Raw genomic sequence first — 16373 nt, 5'->3', positions numbered from 1 at the left:
TCATGCCAACACCGGATAGTCGATGTAGCCCTTGGCGTCGCCGCCAAAAAAGCTGTTGCCGTCGGCAACGTTGAGTGGCTTGCGACCGCGCAAGCGCGTGGGCAAGTCAGGGTTGGCAATAAACGGACGACCAAACGCGATGATGTCCGCACGGCCCTGCGCAATGGCCTGCTCGGCCGTTTCGCCGCTGTAGCCTCCGGCCAACATCAGAACGCCGTGAAACTGCGCGCGCAGTTGCTTGATGATCGCATCCCAGCGTGGATCGTTACTTTCATCAAGCACGGTGCCGACCATCATCGGTTCAACCAGGTGCAGGTAAGCCAGATTCCAGTGATTGAGCCGGGATGCAATGTAGCCAAAGGTTTGCTCCGGGGTGTCATCGCCCATTCCCATGAAACGCCCCATCGGTGTCAGGCGAACGGCAACCCGCTCGGCACCGATTTGTGCAGTCACGGCATCGACGACTTCAAGCAGCAAGCGTGCACGGTTTTCGATGCTTCCACCGTAGCGGTCACTGCGCTGATTGCTGGCACTGTTAATGAACTGGTCGAGCAGGTAGCCATTGCCCGCGTGAATTTCCACGCCATCCATACCGGCGAGCATCGCGTTACGGGCGGCGGCGCGGAAGTCGGCGATGATTGCTTCGATGCCTGGAATGTCCAGCGCTTGAGGGACAGGCACATCGCCCCAGACGCCCTCGCCCTGTTCGTTCAAGATGAACGTCTTGCCGGGCACCGGCTGTGCGGTCGGCGCCACCGGCAAGCCGCCGTTGGGCTGGAACACCGGGTGCGACACTCGGCCCACATGCCACAGTTGCAGGAAAATGCGCCCGCCTTCTGCGTGTACGGCCTCGCTGACAGCCTTCCAGCCTTCAATCTGCTCGTCGCTATGGATGCCAGGCGTCCAGGCGTAACCCTGGCCCTGCTGCGAAATCTGGGTCGCCTCGGTAATGATCAAGGCGGCACTGGCACGCTGACGGTAATACTCGACGTTCATTGATGTGGGGACGTTGCCCGGTTGGCCCGCCCGCGAGCGAGTCAGTGGTGCCATGGCGACGCGGTGCTTCAAGCTGAGTTGGCCGAGCTTGATCGGGCTGAACAAGTGCTGAGTCATGATGATTTTTCCTGTATGGGGAGGGAGTGAACAGACGCCTCAGGCGGCCTGGTTGCGTTCCAGTATCTGGATCATTATTTCGATGGGTTGGGCGCCGTTGATGACGTCATCGGCGATCTGCACAGTCGGCACCGAGCGCAGACCGGACGCCTTGGATCGGGCTTCGAGTGCCAAGACTTGCGCCGTGCCTTCATCGGCCTTGAGGAAATCGACAATGGCGCCTCGGTCCTGCCCGGTTTCGGCACAGATGTCAGCCAGTACCGTAAGGTCGCCGATGTCCCGCCCTGCGCCGAAATACGCCTTGAAAATGGCCCTGACCAGCGGGGACGCGTCCCTACCGGCCTGTTGCTCGCGCCATACCAAGCGATGCGCGGCGAGAGTGTTGGGCGTTTTTTCGACGCGTTCATAATCGAACTCAAGGCCGACAGCCTTTCCGGCGTGGGTGACCTGGGCGTCCAGCGCCTGGCTACGTGCCCAGCTGCCGAACTTGCCAGAGCGATAGGCTTTGCGATCCATGCCTTGAACAGGCATGTCCGGGTTCAACTGATAAGGCAGGAAACGGATGGAGTGGCTGGTTGAAAAGCCCGTGGCGGCCAGTGCGCGTTCGAGATTTTCCTCACCGATCCAGCACCATGGGCAGATGAAGTCGTAAGTCACCTGAATCGTGGATGAGTGCATGCTCATGAGGGGCTCCGTGGTTGAATGTTGCACCCCCCCAAGGTAGGTGTCCGGGCGCCGCCAGAGAATCCACCTGTTGCACAACGTTGTTTTTCGCCAAACGCAACGCTGAGCCGATCACGCCTGATGCTGACATTGCGCCCGTTGCGTCTGGCGCAATGTAGCGTTGCGCCTGGCTGGGGTACTCCGTCACAACCGTCCTCTCTAAGCTCAGTCGATGAAAACCGCCGTACACCAAGGGCACGTCGCGGATTGAAACCACTGTCGTTTATTCAGCTCGAGAGGTAAGGCGATGAAGCGCAAGACGATCATCGGGGCCGTTCTGGCAATCGCCGTTGCGGGGGCGGGATTTGCGTTGTGGATGATGTGGAGGCCGGAAATTGCCCCTGTCAGCCAAACCCTGAAGGCCGATCGCGAGACGCTCGACAGAGGCCGCCGAGTCGTCGAAGCGGGCGACTGTGCGGTCTGTCACACACGGCCTGGTGGCGCCTACATGGCTGGCGGTTTGCCGCTGGTCACGCCCTTCGGAACCCTCTTCACCACCAACATTACCCCGGACCCGCAATCCGGTATCGGCCAATGGTCACTGGACGCCTTCGAGCGGGCCATGCGCGAAGGCATCGCGCGTGACGGCCACTTTCTCTATCCGGCCTTCCCCTACGTGCACTACCGGAAAATGAGCGATGCCGATATCGCCGACGCCTACGCCTATCTGATGAGCGTGGACCCGATCAAATACACCGCACCGGACAATCACATGGTGTTCCCCATGAACTTCCGGCCGCTGGTGTCTTTCTGGAACTTGCTGTTCCTGCATGGCCAACCGCTGGTGCCGGTTCCCGACCGTTCGGAACAATGGAACCGCGGACGCTATCTGGTCGAGGGGCCGGGGCACTGTTCATCCTGCCATTCGCCCCTGAATCTGATTGGCGGGGAGAAAGGCAGCGAATTGTTCAACGGCGGTGTCGTCGACGGCTGGACAGCCCCGGCCTTGCGCGGCATGAGCGAGGCGCACCACCCCTGGAATGAAGCACAGCTGGTCGCCTATCTCACGGGGGAAGTCGCTGAAGGGCACGGCGCCGCAGCGGGTCCGATGTTGCCGGTCAGCCTGAGCATCGCCCGTTTGCCGGCGGAAGATGCCCATGCCATCGCGCAGTACATTCTTGATCTGAAGAAGACCTCGGCGGATGCCCCGTCAGCGCCCTGCACTTCTGCTGTCAAACCGAACGCCAAGGCGCTTGCGGGCGCAGCGTTGTTCGACGGCGCCTGCGCCGGTTGCCACGGCCGCGCCGCGCCGATGCGCGTCATCGAATCGCGGCCGGCACTGGCGACCACCTCGGCGGTGCTGGCTGATTCACCACGCAATTTGATTCAGACCATCCTGCAGGGCATCCCGATGTCCAGCGCCGCTTCCAGCCACTACATGCCTGCCTTCGCCCATAGCCTGGACGACAGCCATGTGGCTGCACTTGCCGAGTACTTGCGCAACGAAAGTTGTGCCAACCGCCCCTGGACGGATCTCGACAAGACCCTCAAAAGCATTCGGGCTCAGGAGCAGCAACCGTGATCACACTCGACATCAACGGCAAGACGCACCAACTGGATATCGCAGACGACATGCCCCTCCTCTATGCCTTGCGCAACCAGGTAGGGCTCAACGGTGCGAAATACGGCTGTGGCCTGGGTCAGTGCGGCGCCTGCACCGTGCTGGTCAACGACAAACCGGTGTTTTCCTGCCTGACGCCTTGCGGTGCGCTGGCGGGTAAATCGGTACGCACCGTCGAGAGCCTGGGCAGCATCGACCAGCCGGGGCCACTGCAGAAAGCCTTTATCAATGAACAAGCCGCTCAGTGTGGTTATTGCATCGCCGGAATGATCGTTCGGGCGCAGGCGCTATTGGAAAGCAACCCTCATCCAGACGATGACACGATCCGCCGCCACATGGCGCCCAACTTGTGCCGCTGCGGCACGCATGTGCGGATCTTCGCCGCGATCAAGGCGGTCGTCGCGCAGGGAGGCAAGGTATGAAACAGCGCGCAGACAACGTCAATCTGAGCCGCCGCGCTTTCGTGATAAACGGCACACTGGTGCTGGGCTTCGCGATACTTCCGGGCATTCCCCGCGCCTTCGCTGACACCGAAGTGGACACTTTGGGCACGGCAATCCTGGCGCCGGACCTGCCCGGCAGCCTGCGCGCCACGCCCTATCTGGACGCCTGGATCCGCATCGACGAAAAAAATGGCATCACCGTCTACACCGGCAAAGTGGAGCTGGGCACCGGTGTTAAAACGGCGCTCCTGCAGATCGCCGCCGAACGCCTGGAAGTGCCGCCGGCACTCATCCGTTTTCTCACGGCCGACACCGCGTTGACGCCCAACGAAGGCTACACCGCCGGCAGCCATACGATCGTCGACAGTGGCACTGCACTGTTCAACGCCGCGGCTCAGGTTCGGCAGTTGTTACTCGAATCCGCAGCACGGCAATGGCAGGTCAGCGTCGACAGCCTGACCACGCGGGATGCGGTGATCCACGGTGCGCAAGGTCGCAGCATGACTTACGCGCAGGCAGTGGCCGGGGTACAACTGCATCGTTTCGCTTCAGCCAGTTCCCCGCTCAAGCCCGCCGACCGCTTCACCCTCATCGGCCAGTCGTTGCCGCGCCTGGACATTCCAGCCAAGGTCAGCGGCGGCGCGGCCTATGTGCAGGACATGCGCCTGCCCGACATGTTGCACGCGCGGGTGATACGACCGCCCCGGCGCGGCAGTCAGTTGCTGGACATTGACGAAGCTGCCCTCACGAAGCTTCCCGGCGTGGTGAAACTGATCCGCAACGGCAGCTACCTCGCCGTGGTCGCCAGCGATGAGTGGCTGGCGATCAAAGCGATGCGCGAAGGCTATGCCGCCGCCCGCTGGACTGAAGGTAATCCCCTGCCCGACTCGGCGCACATTCATCAACTGCTCACACAATTGCCTGCCCGTCGCTACCCGGTGAGTGCCAAGGGCAGCCTCGCGCAACCGGGGCCGCACGCCTACAAAGCGCGGGTCACCAAGCAATACCTGATGCACGGTTCCATCGGGCCATCCTGCGCAGTGGCCTGGTTCAGGGACGGCACACTGACCGTGTGGACCCACTCTCAAGGTGTCTACCCGTTGCGTGCGGGTATCGCCGAAATGCTGGGACTGCCGGTGACACAAGTCCGCTGTATCCATGCCGAAGGTTCCGGTTGCTATGGCCACAATGGCGCCGATGACGCCGCCGCCGACGCGGCACTGATCGCCATGGCGCTGCCGGGCAAACCGATTCGGCTGCAATGGATGCGCGAGCAGGAAAACCTCTGGGAACCCTACAGCTCCGCCATGCTGGTCGAGGTGCAGGCGGAACTGGATGAGGGCAAGCAGCTGCGTGACTGGAAATACGAACTCTGGAGTACCCCGCACAACGAACGTATCGTCAATGCCGGGCGCCTGCTGCCGGCGTGGCTGTTGGCCAAGCCCTTCACGCCGGCACCTTCCGTGCCGATCGCCCAGCCCGAGGGGGACGGCGACCGTAATGCCGTTCCGTTGTATGAGATCCCCAACCTCAAGGTCGATCTGAACTTTGTGCTGAGCATGCCATTCAGGACCTCGGCCATGCGTTCGCTCGGTGCCCATATCAACGTGTTCGCGATCGAAAGCACTGTCGACGAACTGGCGGCGCGGGCCAGTGTGGACCCAGTGCAGTTTCGCCTGAACCACTTGAGCGATCCGCGCGCGCGGGCGGTGGTGGAGCGTGTGGCCGCTGAGTTCCGCTGGCCGCAAAAAGCCACGGGACCGGGCAGCGGCATCGGCTTCGCCTTTGCCCGTTACAAAAACATCATGGGCTATTGCGCGATCGCTGTGCAGTTGCACATACAGCGCCAGACCGGGCAGGTGACGATTGATCGCGTAGTCGCCGCCGTCGACGTGGGGCAAATTGTCAGCCCGGACGGACTGCTCAACCAGATCCAGGGCGGCATCGTGCAATCCGCCAGCTGGACGCTCTATGAACGAATCCTCTATGACGCCAGCGGCCTGCACAGCTTCGACTGGAGCGGCTACCCGATCATGCGCTTTCCGGATTTGCCGCAACAGGTCGAGGTGCACATGCTTGATCAGCCGGGGCAACCCTTTCTCGGGGCGGCGGAAATCGTCCAGGGTCCCATGGCCGCAGCACTGGGCAACGCCATCAGTGATGCAACCGGCAAACGCTTGCTGGACCTGCCACTGGCGCGGCGTGGCTGGCAGGATGCACTGGGATCATGACCGATGGGCCATCCGAATGGAAAACGGGCGGTGAAGGATCACTTGCACCGCCCGTCGACCACGAGACGATCAGCGCACGACCAGGCCTTCAGGCCCGAGCAACTCGCTGACGAAATCAATAAATGCATTAACGCGTTTGGAACCTCGGTGATTGGGAAGATACAGGGCGGAAATCGCTGAACTGACATCGTTCGGATTGATCACAAATGACTCGAACAACGACGTCAGATCACCACGACCGATATCGTCGTCGACCAGCCAGTCAGGTAACAGCGCCACTCCGCCGCCTGCCAGCGCCACCTCGCGCAACACCTCGGCATTGTTGCTTTTGAAGTGGCCGTCAATCAGTACCCGCGTCGCCTCACCGTCCTTCAAGAACGTCCAGACCTGTTGCTTTGGGCCATAACTGAAGCGCAGGCACTCGTGCTGCACGAGGTCCATGGGATGCTTCGGATAACCCCGCGTATTCAGATACTCCGCGCTGGCCACCACCCGGCGTCGAAAATGACCGACGGGACGACTGACAACACCGTCCATGGCGGCTGCCGATCCCAACCGGATCGCCAGATCGACGCGCTCCCCCAGCAATTCAACGATGTCATCAGAAAGCGTCATGTCCAGCACGAGTTGCGGGTAACGCTTCAACAGCGAAGCGATATGAGGCGCAATCAGACGGCGGCCCAGCGCGACGGGCACGGAAATACGCAGATGCCCTGCCGGCAGCTCCCCGCGATCAGTGACCGACGCATCCGCCTCGGCGACAGCGTTGAGCACCTCCCGCGCTTTCAAGTAGTAGGCGGCGCCGGCATCGGATAACGAGATTTGCCGCGTGGACCGATTCAGCAGGACCGCACCCAGTTCCGCCTCGAGTGCATCGATCATCCGCGTCACCGACGATGTCGCCAGCCCCAGTTGTCGAGCGGCAGACGAAAAGCCCTTTGAATCCACCGCCTGGACGAACATCTTCAATGCGAGCAACTTGTCCATGACACTCCCTGCTTCACCCGTGATTCATGTTGAACATTGCGCCCATGCACGCCCGACGAGATACCACGACCAGACGACCAAAGCGACCCGTGGCATTGCACTTCCCGGCGCGTGCCGAGCAAAATCGGGCGGATTAAATCAGTGCACCATGCGCTCTGCTCTTTCGATATGTGGTCAGTCCGGGCACAATGCGCATCCTTTTTTGGCTGGCCTTGCCGGAGGCCTCGAAATGATCAAAACGCCGTACTACCTCATCGACAAACAGAAACTGCTGACCAACATGCAGAAGATTGCGTACGTGCGCGAACAGTCCGGGGCCAAAGCCCTGCTCGCGCTCAAGTGCTTCGCAACCTGGTCGGTGTTCGACCTGATGCAGCAATACATGGACGGCACCACGTCGTCGTCGCTGTACGAGCTCAAGCTCGGCCGCCAGAAGTTTGAAGGCGAAGCCCATGCTTACAGCGTGGCATGGGCCGACGATGAGATCGAGGAGATGCTCGCCAACTGCGACAAGATCATCTTCAATTCCATCAGCCAGCTGCAACGCTTTGCCGAGCGCTCCGAAGGCAAAGTCCGCGGCCTGCGGGTCAACCCTCAAGTCAGCAGCTCCGATTATCTGCTGGCCGACCCGGCGCGTCCGTTCAGCCGTCTGGGCGAGTGGGACCCGCAGAAGATCGAAGGCGTCATCGACCAGATCTCCGGTTTCATGTTTCACAACAACTGCGAGAACGGCGACTTTGGCCTGTTCGACCAAATGCTCTGCACCATCGAAGAACGCTTCGGTGAGCTGCTGCACAAAGTCAGCTGGGTCAGCCTGGGCGGCGGCATTCACTTCACCGGTGAAGGCTATGCGCTGGACGCGTTCTGCGCACGTCTCAAGGCGTTCTCGCAAAAGTACGGCGTGCAGGTCTACCTGGAACCTGGCGAAGCGGCGATCACTAACAGTGCCTCGCTCGAAGTCACCGTGCTCGACACCCTCTACAACGGCAAGCACCTGGCGGTGGTGGACAGCTCCATTGAAGCCCACTTGCTCGACCTGTTGATCTATCGCCTCAACGCCAAGCTGGCACCGAGCGAGGGTGAACATACCTACATGGTGTGCGGCAAATCGTGCCTGGCCGGAGACATCTTCGGCGAGTACCAATTTGACCGTCCGCTGGCCATTGGCGATCGACTGTCATTTATTGATACCGCCGGCTACACGATGGTCAAAAAGAACTGGTTCAACGGCCTGAAAATGCCATCCATCGTTGTGAAACAACTCGATGGTACCGTCGAAGTGGTTCGCCAATTCGGTTACGAAGACTACCTGTCCAGCCTTTCTTGAAACGGACAGATAAAGGAGAGAAAAAGCAATTGAAAAAGAACGTTCTTATCATTGGTGCAGGAGGTGTCGCTAAGGTGGTGGCCCACAAGTGCGCGCAGCATAACGATGAACTCGGTCGTATCGCTATCGCGTCGCGCAACATCTCCAAATGCCAGGCCATCATCGACAGCGTCAAGGCCAAGGGTAGCCTCAAACAACCCGCCGACATCAAAGCTTTCTCGCTCAATGCCCTGGATGTCGAGGCGACCAAAGCGCTGATCCGCGAAACCGGATCCCAGATCGTCATCAACGTCGGCTCCGCGTTCCTCAACATGTCGGTGCTGCGTGCCTGCATCGATACCGGCGTCGCTTATCTCGACACTGCCATTCATGAAGAGCCGGGCAAAATCTGCGAAACCCCGCCTTGGTATGGCAACTATGAGTGGAACCACCTCGCAGAGTGCCAAGAGAAGAACATCACCGCCATTCTCGGTGTGGGCTTTGACCCGGGTGTGGTCAATGCCTATGCAGCACTGGCGCAACAACAGTATTTCGACCGCATTGATTCGATCGACATTCTCGACGTCAATGCCGGTTCCCATGGCAAATATTTCGCCACCAATTTCGATCCGGAAATCAATTTCCGTGAATTCACCGGGCAGGTGTGGAGCTGGCAGAACAGCCAGTGGACCAACAACACCATGTTCGAAGTCAAACGTACCGACGACCTGCCGGTCGTAGGGTCGCAGAACCTGTACCTGACCGGTCACGACGAAGTGCACTCGCTGTCGAAGAATCTGAACGTGCCCAACGTGCGTTTCTGGATGAGCTTCGGCGAGCACTACATCAACGTGTTCACGGTTCTCAAGAACCTCGGCCTGCTGTCCGAACAACCGGTCAAGACCGCCGAAGGCCTGGAAGTCGTGCCGCTGAAAGTGGTCAAGGCCGTGCTGCCTGACCCGAGTTCGCTGGCGCCCGGCTACACCGGCAAGACCTGCATCGGTGATCTGGTCAAAGGCACCAAGGATGGTCAGTCGCGCGAAGTGTTCATCTACAACGTGGCCGACCACGAGGAAGCCTTTGCCGAAACCGACAGCCAGGGCATTTCCTACACCGCTGGCGTACCGCCGGTTGCCGCCGCCCTGCTGGTCGCTCGCGGCGAGTGGGATGTGCAGCGCATGGTCAACGTCGAAGAACTGCCGGCTGAGCCGTTCCTCAACGCGCTGGATGTCATGGGCCTGCCGACCCGCATCAAGGATGAGCACGGAGATCGTCCCTGGAATGGCGTAGCCTGAGGCTCGCAACGTCCAGCGACGCTTTAAGGTCCGCTACAAAAAACGCCGCTCATTGAGCGGCGTTTTTGCAGGCACTGAAAAATCAGGACACGGCCTCTGAACATTGCCGCACGGGGCTCTTGCGCCTGACCTCTTGTTGCCAGGTGAACAGTGCCTGCACATCAGCGACGGCCTCCAGCACTCGCTGTGCCCAGTGCTCATCCTCCGGGTGCACGACAACCACGCGAAAACCGTGAGCATGGCCTTCCGTGCGCACGCCCTCGGAGTCATCGACGTGCAAGTCGATATCGAAGGCCGGGGGGAATTTCGACGGGCCGTTTGACAGCCCCTTGGTCGTCAACGCCTGGTTATGCAGCACACTGTTGACGACCCCGTCGACGCGGATGCCATACAGCAACAGCCAACGCCTGATATAGGCCGGTGTCCGCCCGGACGACGTGTAGACCCAGATACTGCAGCCCTGGCGGCGCAACTCGCGGGTCAATGAGCGCGTGCCGGTTCGCAGCGGTTCGCCCAGCCAACGGTGCACACAGGCCGGCAACCAGCTGTGCTCGACTGCGCAGTGATGGAGCTGGCAGGCCAGCGTGTCGTCGATATCGAACGAAACCCGGATGCGCGGGCGGCTGAACAGGTGCATCGGCATCGCGCCGGCGATGGCCTGCCAGACCCGGCTGGCGGAAGCCCGGTACCTGGCGGAGAGTGGCTGACCGTTCATCACTGCCCACCCTGAAAGACGGGCAAGGCCTTGTTCTTGAGTAGAAAGTTCATCGACTCAGGCGCCTGACCTTCGAGGAAGGCTGCATACTTTTTCTTGATTTTCGGCAATTCATACAACGCCTTGATCCCATGCTTGGCGGAGTTACGGATGACCGAGGACGGATTGAAGTAACCCTCGGCGTTTTCCAGCGTCAGCACGAACGGGGGTAACCCCGCCCGCATGAGCAAATAGCTGACGATGAGCGAACCACTGCGGTTATTGCCCTCGATAAACAACTGCGGCTTGCTGAGGATGCGCACATAGACACCGGCCGCACGCTTCCAGACGGATTCACTGCGATAGGCGCAGTACCAATTGAACAAGTCCTTGATGCCGCCCTCAACGTTGTTGAAGAAGTGCGCTTCGGTAGCCGCCAGATGTTGGGCGTACTCCAGTCGGCGTACCGGGTCCCGGCCACAAAGGACGGTGGCATTGATCTCCAGCATCAGGTTCAGTTGCTGAAGGTCGAACAGGTCGACACCGCGAGCCACATAGTCGTCAATCAGCGCATAGCCTTCAAGCACATTGTGTAGCACTTCGTCGGTGAAGGGATCGCGCGGCTCGGTAAAGTGCCTGCTGAGCTCGGCAAAACGGCCCTGCACCTCTCGCAGTACCCGTTCAATCGCTGGCAAATCAAGACGAGGCGTTGCAGACATTGGCAATCCTGAGAAACGCTGAACAAAAAGGTCAAACGACCGAACCACCGCGCGGACACTCTGCCCGCCGGCGTATGCGGTCTGTGCAGGGAGATCGTTGGTCTAGCTGAACTTGCCGCTGATGTAGTCCTCGGTCATTTTCTCCCGCGGGCTATCGAAAATTTGCGTGGTCGGGCCCATCTCGACCAGATAGCCGGTGCGCGTCCCCTGGGAAATATCCACCGAGAAAAAGGCCGTGGTGTCGGCGACGCGGATGGCCTGCTGCATGTTGTGGGTCACCAGGGCGATGGTGTAGTCCTTCTTCAACTCGATCATCAATTCCTCGACCCGTCGGGTCGCGATCGGGTCAAGCGCCGAGCACGGTTCGTCGAGCAACAACACTTCCGGTTCGGTGGCGATGGCGCGGGCGATGCACAGCCGTTGCTGCTGGCCGCCGGACAGCGACAGGCCGCTGACCTTGAGCTTGTCCTTGACCTCATCCCACAGCGCGGCGCCCTGCAAGGCGTGTTTCACGCGGTCGCCCAGATCGCCCTTGTAGCGATTGAGGCGCAGGCCGAATGCAACGTTGTCGAAAATGCTCATCGAGAACGGGTTCGGCTGTTGAAACACCATGCCGATATAACGACGCACGACCACCGGATCGACGCCCTTTCCATAAACGTCTTGCCCGAGGAAATGCACGTGCCCTTCAAAGCGAAAACCTTTGACCAGATCGTTCATCCGATTGAGGCTGCGCAGCACGGTGCTTTTGCCGCAACCCGACGGTCCGATGAAACCGGTGATCTTGTTTTTTTCGATCGGGACATGGCTGTCACGCACGGCCAGGAAGTTACCGTAGAAAATCTTGTCCAGCTTGCAGTCCATGACCACTGGCGCCTGAGTGACAAACGGAGCCGCGATTTGCAGATTTGATGCGTTCAAGATTCAGATGCTCCGTTCTCAGTACTTGGGCTTGCCGAAAATACGGCTGACAATATTGACGACCAGTACGATCATCACCAGCACCAGCGAGGCCGCCCATGCCAGTTCGAGCTGGTTGTCGAAGGGCATGCCGGAGAAGTTGTAAATCAGCACGGCGAGCGAGGCCGTCGGATTCATGACCGCCAGGTTGCCGTCGTGGTAGATCCAGTAGTTGCTGAACAGCGCCGTGAACAACAAGGGCGCGGTTTCGCCCGCCGCGCGGGCCACGGCCAGCATGACCCCGGTGAGGATCGCCGGCATGCCGGTGGGCAAGACGATTTTCCAGATGACCTGCGAGCGGGTGCAGCCCATGCCGTAGGCGGCATCCTTCATGATTTTCGGCACCATGCGCATTGACTCTTCAGCCGTCAGCACGACGATGGGCAACATCAGTACCGCCAGTGCTACGCCCCCGGCAGGTGCCGAGTAGGTGCCGGTGGTCATCACGACCAGCGCGTAGGCGAACACCCCGGCCAGAATGGAGGGTAGCCCCGTGAGCATCTTGGCGGCAAAGCGTGCGGCGTTTGCCAGCTTGCTGTCAGGGCCCAGTTCAGCCAGAAAGATGGCCGCCATGATACCGACCGGCACCGCGATCGCCGCGGCGATACCGACCATAAGGAACGTGCCCGCCATCGCGTTGCCGAAGCCACCACCGGTTTCGAAACCGGTTGGCGGCAACTCGGTGAACACTTCCAGGTTCAGGCGTGCGCCTCCACGTGTGATCAGCATGTAGAGCACGGAAATCAACGGCACGCTGGCTAACAGAGCGCCAGCCCAGACCAGTGTGGTCAACACCAGGCTGCGCAGCGCGCGACCTTCGAACTTGCGCTGCAGGCTTGGAAATGCAGCGGCTGAGGGCGTGATGTCCGTCATTATTTAGTACCCCGTTGGGCATAGACCATGATCATGGAACCGATGATGTTCACCAGCAGCGTGATAAACATCAGGACCAGAGCGGCGTACATCAATACTTCGATCTCGTTCGGCCCTGCCTCGGGGAAGTTCAATGCCAGCAAGGCGGCCAGGGTATTGGCCGGGGCAAAGAGCGAAAGCGAGATGTTGTTCGCGTTGCCCACCAGCATGGCCAGCGCCATAGTTTCACCGAGCGCGCGGCCCAGCCCCAACACCAGGGAACCGAAGATACCGGTGGCGGCCGAGGGCACCATGACCTTGAGAATCGCTTCCCAGTGGGTGGTTCCCATGCCATAGGCGGCCTGCTTGGTTTTCATCGGGACCCCGGTGAGGGCGTCCTGCGAGACGGCAGCAATGGTCGGCAGAATCATGATCGCCAGCACCAGCGCCGCCGGCAGCAGCCCGGGCCCGCTCAACGATGTGCCAAAAAAGGGTATCCAGCTGAGTTCGCTGTTCAGCGACTCCGCCAGCGGCCGAATCGCCGGAATCACCACGTAGATCCCCCACAGGCCATACACCACACTCGGGATAGCAGCGAGTAATTCAACGATGGTGCGAAACACCGCGGCGAGTTGCGCGGGAAGGAAATCCTGGGTCAGAAAAATCGCCATGCTGACGCCGAAAAAACCGGCGATCAGCAGCGCGATGAAAGCACTGTAGAGCGTGCCCCAAATCGCCGGCAGAATGCCGTACTTGCCTTGATTGACATCCCAGACGGACCCCAACAACACATCCAGACCGTGCTTCTCCATGCCGGGAATGGCCTTGCGCCCTACTTCAAAGATAAGCGCGAAGACCAACGCCAGAATCAGCACCACGCCTATTTGCGCAAGCGCACGGAAGATGCGGTCGACCAGAAAGTCCTTGGCGGACGGCGGTTGGCACGCGGAAGCCGGATTGACCGGTACGACAAAAGGTGGGTTCATTGGCTGATTCCGCAATGGGGGAAAACTCTCCCGGCCAGGCGCAAAGCCCACGCCGAGAGAGACCTCACGAGCGCTTACTGGATGTTGGCAGACGCTTTACGAACCTGATCGACGACCGATTGCGGCAAAGGGATATAACCCATCGAGTCGGCGATCTTCTGCCCTTCGGTCAAGCTGTACTCGACCATCTCGCGCATGGCTTTGGCCTTGGCCGGATTGCCGTTGTCCTTGCGGAAGATCATCCAGGTGTAGGACGTGATCGGGTAGGATTTGGCGCCGTCAGGATCAGGCAGCCAGGCCACCAGGCTTTCGGGCATTTTCACCGCAGCCAGTGCCTCGGCACCGCTTTCCGCGTTCGGTACGACGTACTGACCGGCCTTGTTCTGCAACTGCGCAAAATCAACCTTGGCGAGTTTGGCGAAGCCGTATTCGATGTAACCAATGGCCCCCGGGGTCTGGCGCACGGTCGCGGTCACACCGTCATTCTTCGGCGATTTGATGAATTTGTCGCTGGCCGGCCAGTTGACCGTGTTGCCCTCACCCAGCGCCTGCTTGAACTCGGGATTGATCGCCGCCAAGTGTTTGGTGAACACCGCAGTCGTACCGCTGGAGTCAGCGCGCACCACAACCGTGATCGGCGTATCGGCCAGTTTCAGGCCCGGGTTCGCTGCGGCGATCTGCGGATCGTTCCAGCGCGTGATCTTGCCCAAAAAGATATTGGAGTAGACGTCACGTGGCAGTTTCAGACCCTTGGGATTGCCCGGCAGGTTATACGCCAGCACGATTTCACCCGCGGTCATCGGCAGCAACTGCACGCCTTCGGCCACCTTGGCAATGTCTTCATCTTTCATAGCCGAGTCGCTGGCGGCGAAATCAACGGTCTTGTTCAAGAAGTCCTGTACGCCGGCGCCACTGCCCTTGGATTGGTAATCCACAGTGACACCTTCGGACTTCTTGCTGAAATCCTTGAACCAGGTGAGGTAGATCGGAGCCGGAAAACTGGCTCCGGAGCCTGTCAGACGGACGTTTTCCGCCGCGAAGGACATCGAGGTAGCCAACAGAGATGCAGTCACAACGAACGCAGCAGACTTGATCAAACGTTTCATCAAGGAAACTCCTTATAGGGGCCCCTTAACACTGCAGCAATTTCGTTAAGTTTTTATGAATGTTGGATGGCAGGATCTCGAGTGGGGCTTTGCTCGCAGCGCTGGTCTGCTGGCGGACAGTGGGCGTTTACCGAGGCTCGATCTCGATAACCTCAATGCTTGAAGCCGACACACCATTGCATCGGCCAGCAGAACGCTGGGTGCCCCGCCGCTACGGGTCAAAAGCTTTAATTCACATCATAAAAAACAGATAACTCATTGATATAAAAGGGATTGAACAACACTTAAAGTGATTTCTGAAGTATCACCCCGTGGGTATGGGACCCAGCGCACGGCGAGGTCCGGCAAACCCTGTTCCCACCCCAACTTCCGGCGAAATGAACAGGCTGTTTATCGGTGGGCACGCTTGAGGGTTTCGCTGGGAAGTTCGTTGAACAGAGCGCGATAGCTGCTGGAAAAGCGCCCCAAATGCCAGAACGACCACTGCATCGCCACTTCGGCCACCGTGGTTTCCGTTGGCCGGCGCTTGAGCAGTTCGCGGCGCGCACTGTTGAGCCGGCGCAGGCGCAGCCAATGGCTCGGCGTCATCCCGGTGTAAGCCTTGAATGCTTGCTGCAACTGGCGCAGTGAAACGCCCGCAACGTTTGCCAGTTCCAGTAGATTCACCGTCTCTTCCGGTGAATCGGCGGCCCAGTCGCCAACGCGTTTCATGATGGTTCGCTCTTCGGTACGCCGCTGCAATCCTCCGCGATCCAGGCACACCTGAGCGTTGTCGAGAATAAACAGGCAATCCTCGAGCAACTGCTGCGTCAGCGACTCTTTGCTAGGCAAATCAATAATTTGTGTCAATTTCGTGAGAATCGAGCTTAACCAGCGACTGAACAAAGCGTTCTGCCCGCAGTTGAGCGGCGCCATGAACAAACCTTCGAGTTTCGTCACGTCCAGGCCGTGCTGGCGGACGAATTCCGGGCCGAACACCACCGCGATTTCCTGGTAGTTCTCCGGGGTGATCCAGATGTTGCGGCTCTCTTCATTGAGCAGATACAGCGCGTTGTCGCTGCGATCGAAACAGAACGCCAGGGCCCCCGACGGCGCACTGAAGTTCTGCTCGACGCGGGTGTTCATCTGTTCTTCGTAGACCTCCACCCCTTGCAGATCCAGGTAGCGGATCTGCCCGGCGAAATGGCCTGGCGACATCTGTTGATAATGCTGAACCCAGCCCGGTGTGGCACGGATTTGTTCGGCTACATCGGCGGTGTTGAACGCTTGAACCTGGAGCGGATTGCACGTTGTCATGAGGTGACCTTGCGCACTCTTTTGGTGCGCTTTGGTGCTGCTTAAAGTGGATAGATGGAACTGCAAGGCTCGCCCAAGATAGTCGTCAACGCGCCACAGGG

At 59.8% G+C, this 16373-nt stretch carries 15 protein-coding genes; 5 read left to right on the top strand and 10 right to left on the bottom strand.

Annotated features, from left to right (window positions below):
• A complete protein-coding gene (locus PseuLF5_RS03365; protein WP_267794688.1) occupies positions 1 to 1113 on the bottom strand; it encodes an alkene reductase in 1113 nt (370 codons plus the stop codon).
• 39 nt (positions 1114 to 1152) lie between these two features.
• Positions 1153 to 1797, bottom strand: a complete 645-nt coding sequence (locus tag PseuLF5_RS03360; RefSeq protein ID WP_123468802.1) for a DsbA family oxidoreductase — start codon at positions 1795 to 1797, stop codon at positions 1153 to 1155.
• A gap of 286 nt (positions 1798 to 2083) precedes the next feature.
• On the opposite strand from PseuLF5_RS03360, the gene PseuLF5_RS03355 reads away from it, so the two are divergent.
• The 3 genes from PseuLF5_RS03355 to PseuLF5_RS03345 are packed head-to-tail and all read left to right on the top strand — an operon-like array spanning position 2084 to position 6071.
• Positions 2084 to 3358, top strand: a complete 1275-nt coding sequence (locus PseuLF5_RS03355; RefSeq protein WP_340132921.1) for a c-type cytochrome — start codon at positions 2084 to 2086, stop codon at positions 3356 to 3358.
• Complete coding sequence (locus PseuLF5_RS03350) at positions 3355 to 3819, top strand: (2Fe-2S)-binding protein (RefSeq protein WP_186745386.1); 465 nt, start codon at positions 3355 to 3357, stop codon at positions 3817 to 3819. The genes PseuLF5_RS03355 and PseuLF5_RS03350 overlap by 4 nt, the downstream gene beginning before the upstream one ends.
• On the top strand, positions 3816 to 6071 hold the full coding sequence (locus PseuLF5_RS03345; protein ID WP_340132920.1) for a xanthine dehydrogenase family protein molybdopterin-binding subunit: 2256 nt from the start codon (positions 3816 to 3818) through the stop codon (positions 6069 to 6071). The genes PseuLF5_RS03350 and PseuLF5_RS03345 overlap by 4 nt, the downstream gene beginning before the upstream one ends.
• A 69-nt stretch (positions 6072 to 6140) precedes the next feature.
• Here PseuLF5_RS03345 and PseuLF5_RS03340 read toward each other — a convergent pair whose 3' ends face one another.
• Positions 6141 to 7058 (bottom strand): LysR family transcriptional regulator, encoded by a 918-nt coding sequence (locus PseuLF5_RS03340; RefSeq protein WP_340132919.1) that lies wholly within the window; start codon positions 7056 to 7058, stop codon positions 6141 to 6143.
• 229 nt (positions 7059 to 7287) lie between these two features.
• Between PseuLF5_RS03340 and PseuLF5_RS03335 the strand changes: the two genes are divergently transcribed.
• Both PseuLF5_RS03335 and PseuLF5_RS03330 read left to right on the top strand, forming a co-directional pair.
• The gene (locus PseuLF5_RS03335; RefSeq protein WP_336346669.1) at positions 7288 to 8385 is read left to right on the top strand and encodes a carboxynorspermidine decarboxylase; all 1098 of its coding nucleotides are present in this window, start codon (positions 7288 to 7290) and stop codon (positions 8383 to 8385) included.
• Positions 8386 to 8414: 29 nt separating this feature from the next.
• Positions 8415 to 9659 carry a saccharopine dehydrogenase family protein gene (locus tag PseuLF5_RS03330; RefSeq protein ID WP_340132918.1) on the top strand — a complete coding sequence of 415 codons (1245 nt, stop codon included), beginning with the start codon at positions 8415 to 8417 and terminating at the stop codon, positions 9657 to 9659.
• An 82-nt stretch (positions 9660 to 9741) separates the two neighbouring features.
• On the opposite strand, the gene PseuLF5_RS03325 is transcribed toward PseuLF5_RS03330, so the two are convergent.
• The 7 genes from PseuLF5_RS03325 to PseuLF5_RS03295 all read right to left on the bottom strand — a co-directional run bounded on the left by PseuLF5_RS03325 (position 9742) and on the right by PseuLF5_RS03295 (position 16272).
• Complete coding sequence (locus PseuLF5_RS03325; RefSeq protein WP_340133266.1) at positions 9742 to 10302, bottom strand: hypothetical protein; 561 nt, start codon at positions 10300 to 10302, stop codon at positions 9742 to 9744.
• A 71-nt stretch (positions 10303 to 10373) separates the two neighbouring features.
• On the bottom strand, positions 10374 to 11072 hold the full coding sequence (locus PseuLF5_RS03320) for a hypothetical protein (RefSeq protein WP_123468816.1): 699 nt from the start codon (positions 11070 to 11072) through the stop codon (positions 10374 to 10376).
• A gap of 102 nt (positions 11073 to 11174) precedes the next feature.
• Positions 11175 to 11936, bottom strand: a complete 762-nt coding sequence (pstB, locus tag PseuLF5_RS03315; protein ID WP_217890363.1) for a phosphate ABC transporter ATP-binding protein PstB — start codon at positions 11934 to 11936, stop codon at positions 11175 to 11177.
• Positions 11937 to 12011: 75 nt separating this feature from the next.
• Positions 12012 to 12905, bottom strand: coding sequence for a phosphate ABC transporter permease PstA (gene pstA, locus PseuLF5_RS03310; protein WP_186745393.1), 894 nt, complete (start codon positions 12903 to 12905; stop codon positions 12012 to 12014).
• Positions 12905 to 13870, bottom strand: coding sequence for a phosphate ABC transporter permease subunit PstC (gene pstC, locus PseuLF5_RS03305; RefSeq protein ID WP_123468822.1), 966 nt, complete (start codon positions 13868 to 13870; stop codon positions 12905 to 12907). Before pstC ends, pstA begins: the two co-directional genes overlap by 1 nt.
• A 74-nt stretch (positions 13871 to 13944) precedes the next feature.
• Complete coding sequence (pstS, locus tag PseuLF5_RS03300) at positions 13945 to 14976, bottom strand: phosphate ABC transporter substrate-binding protein PstS (protein WP_128615387.1); 1032 nt, start codon at positions 14974 to 14976, stop codon at positions 13945 to 13947.
• Positions 14977 to 15366: 390 nt separating this feature from the next.
• A complete protein-coding gene (locus PseuLF5_RS03295) occupies positions 15367 to 16272 on the bottom strand; it encodes a helix-turn-helix domain-containing protein (protein WP_340132917.1) in 906 nt (301 codons plus the stop codon).
• Positions 16273 to 16373 lie beyond the last annotated feature (101 nt).

Origin of the sequence: Pseudomonas sp. LF-5 (assembly GCF_037626295.1) — a bacterium.
Taxonomy (GTDB): Bacteria; Pseudomonadota; Gammaproteobacteria; order Pseudomonadales; family Pseudomonadaceae; genus Aquipseudomonas; species Aquipseudomonas monsensis.
This window is presented reverse-complemented; position numbering and strand designations above follow the sequence as displayed.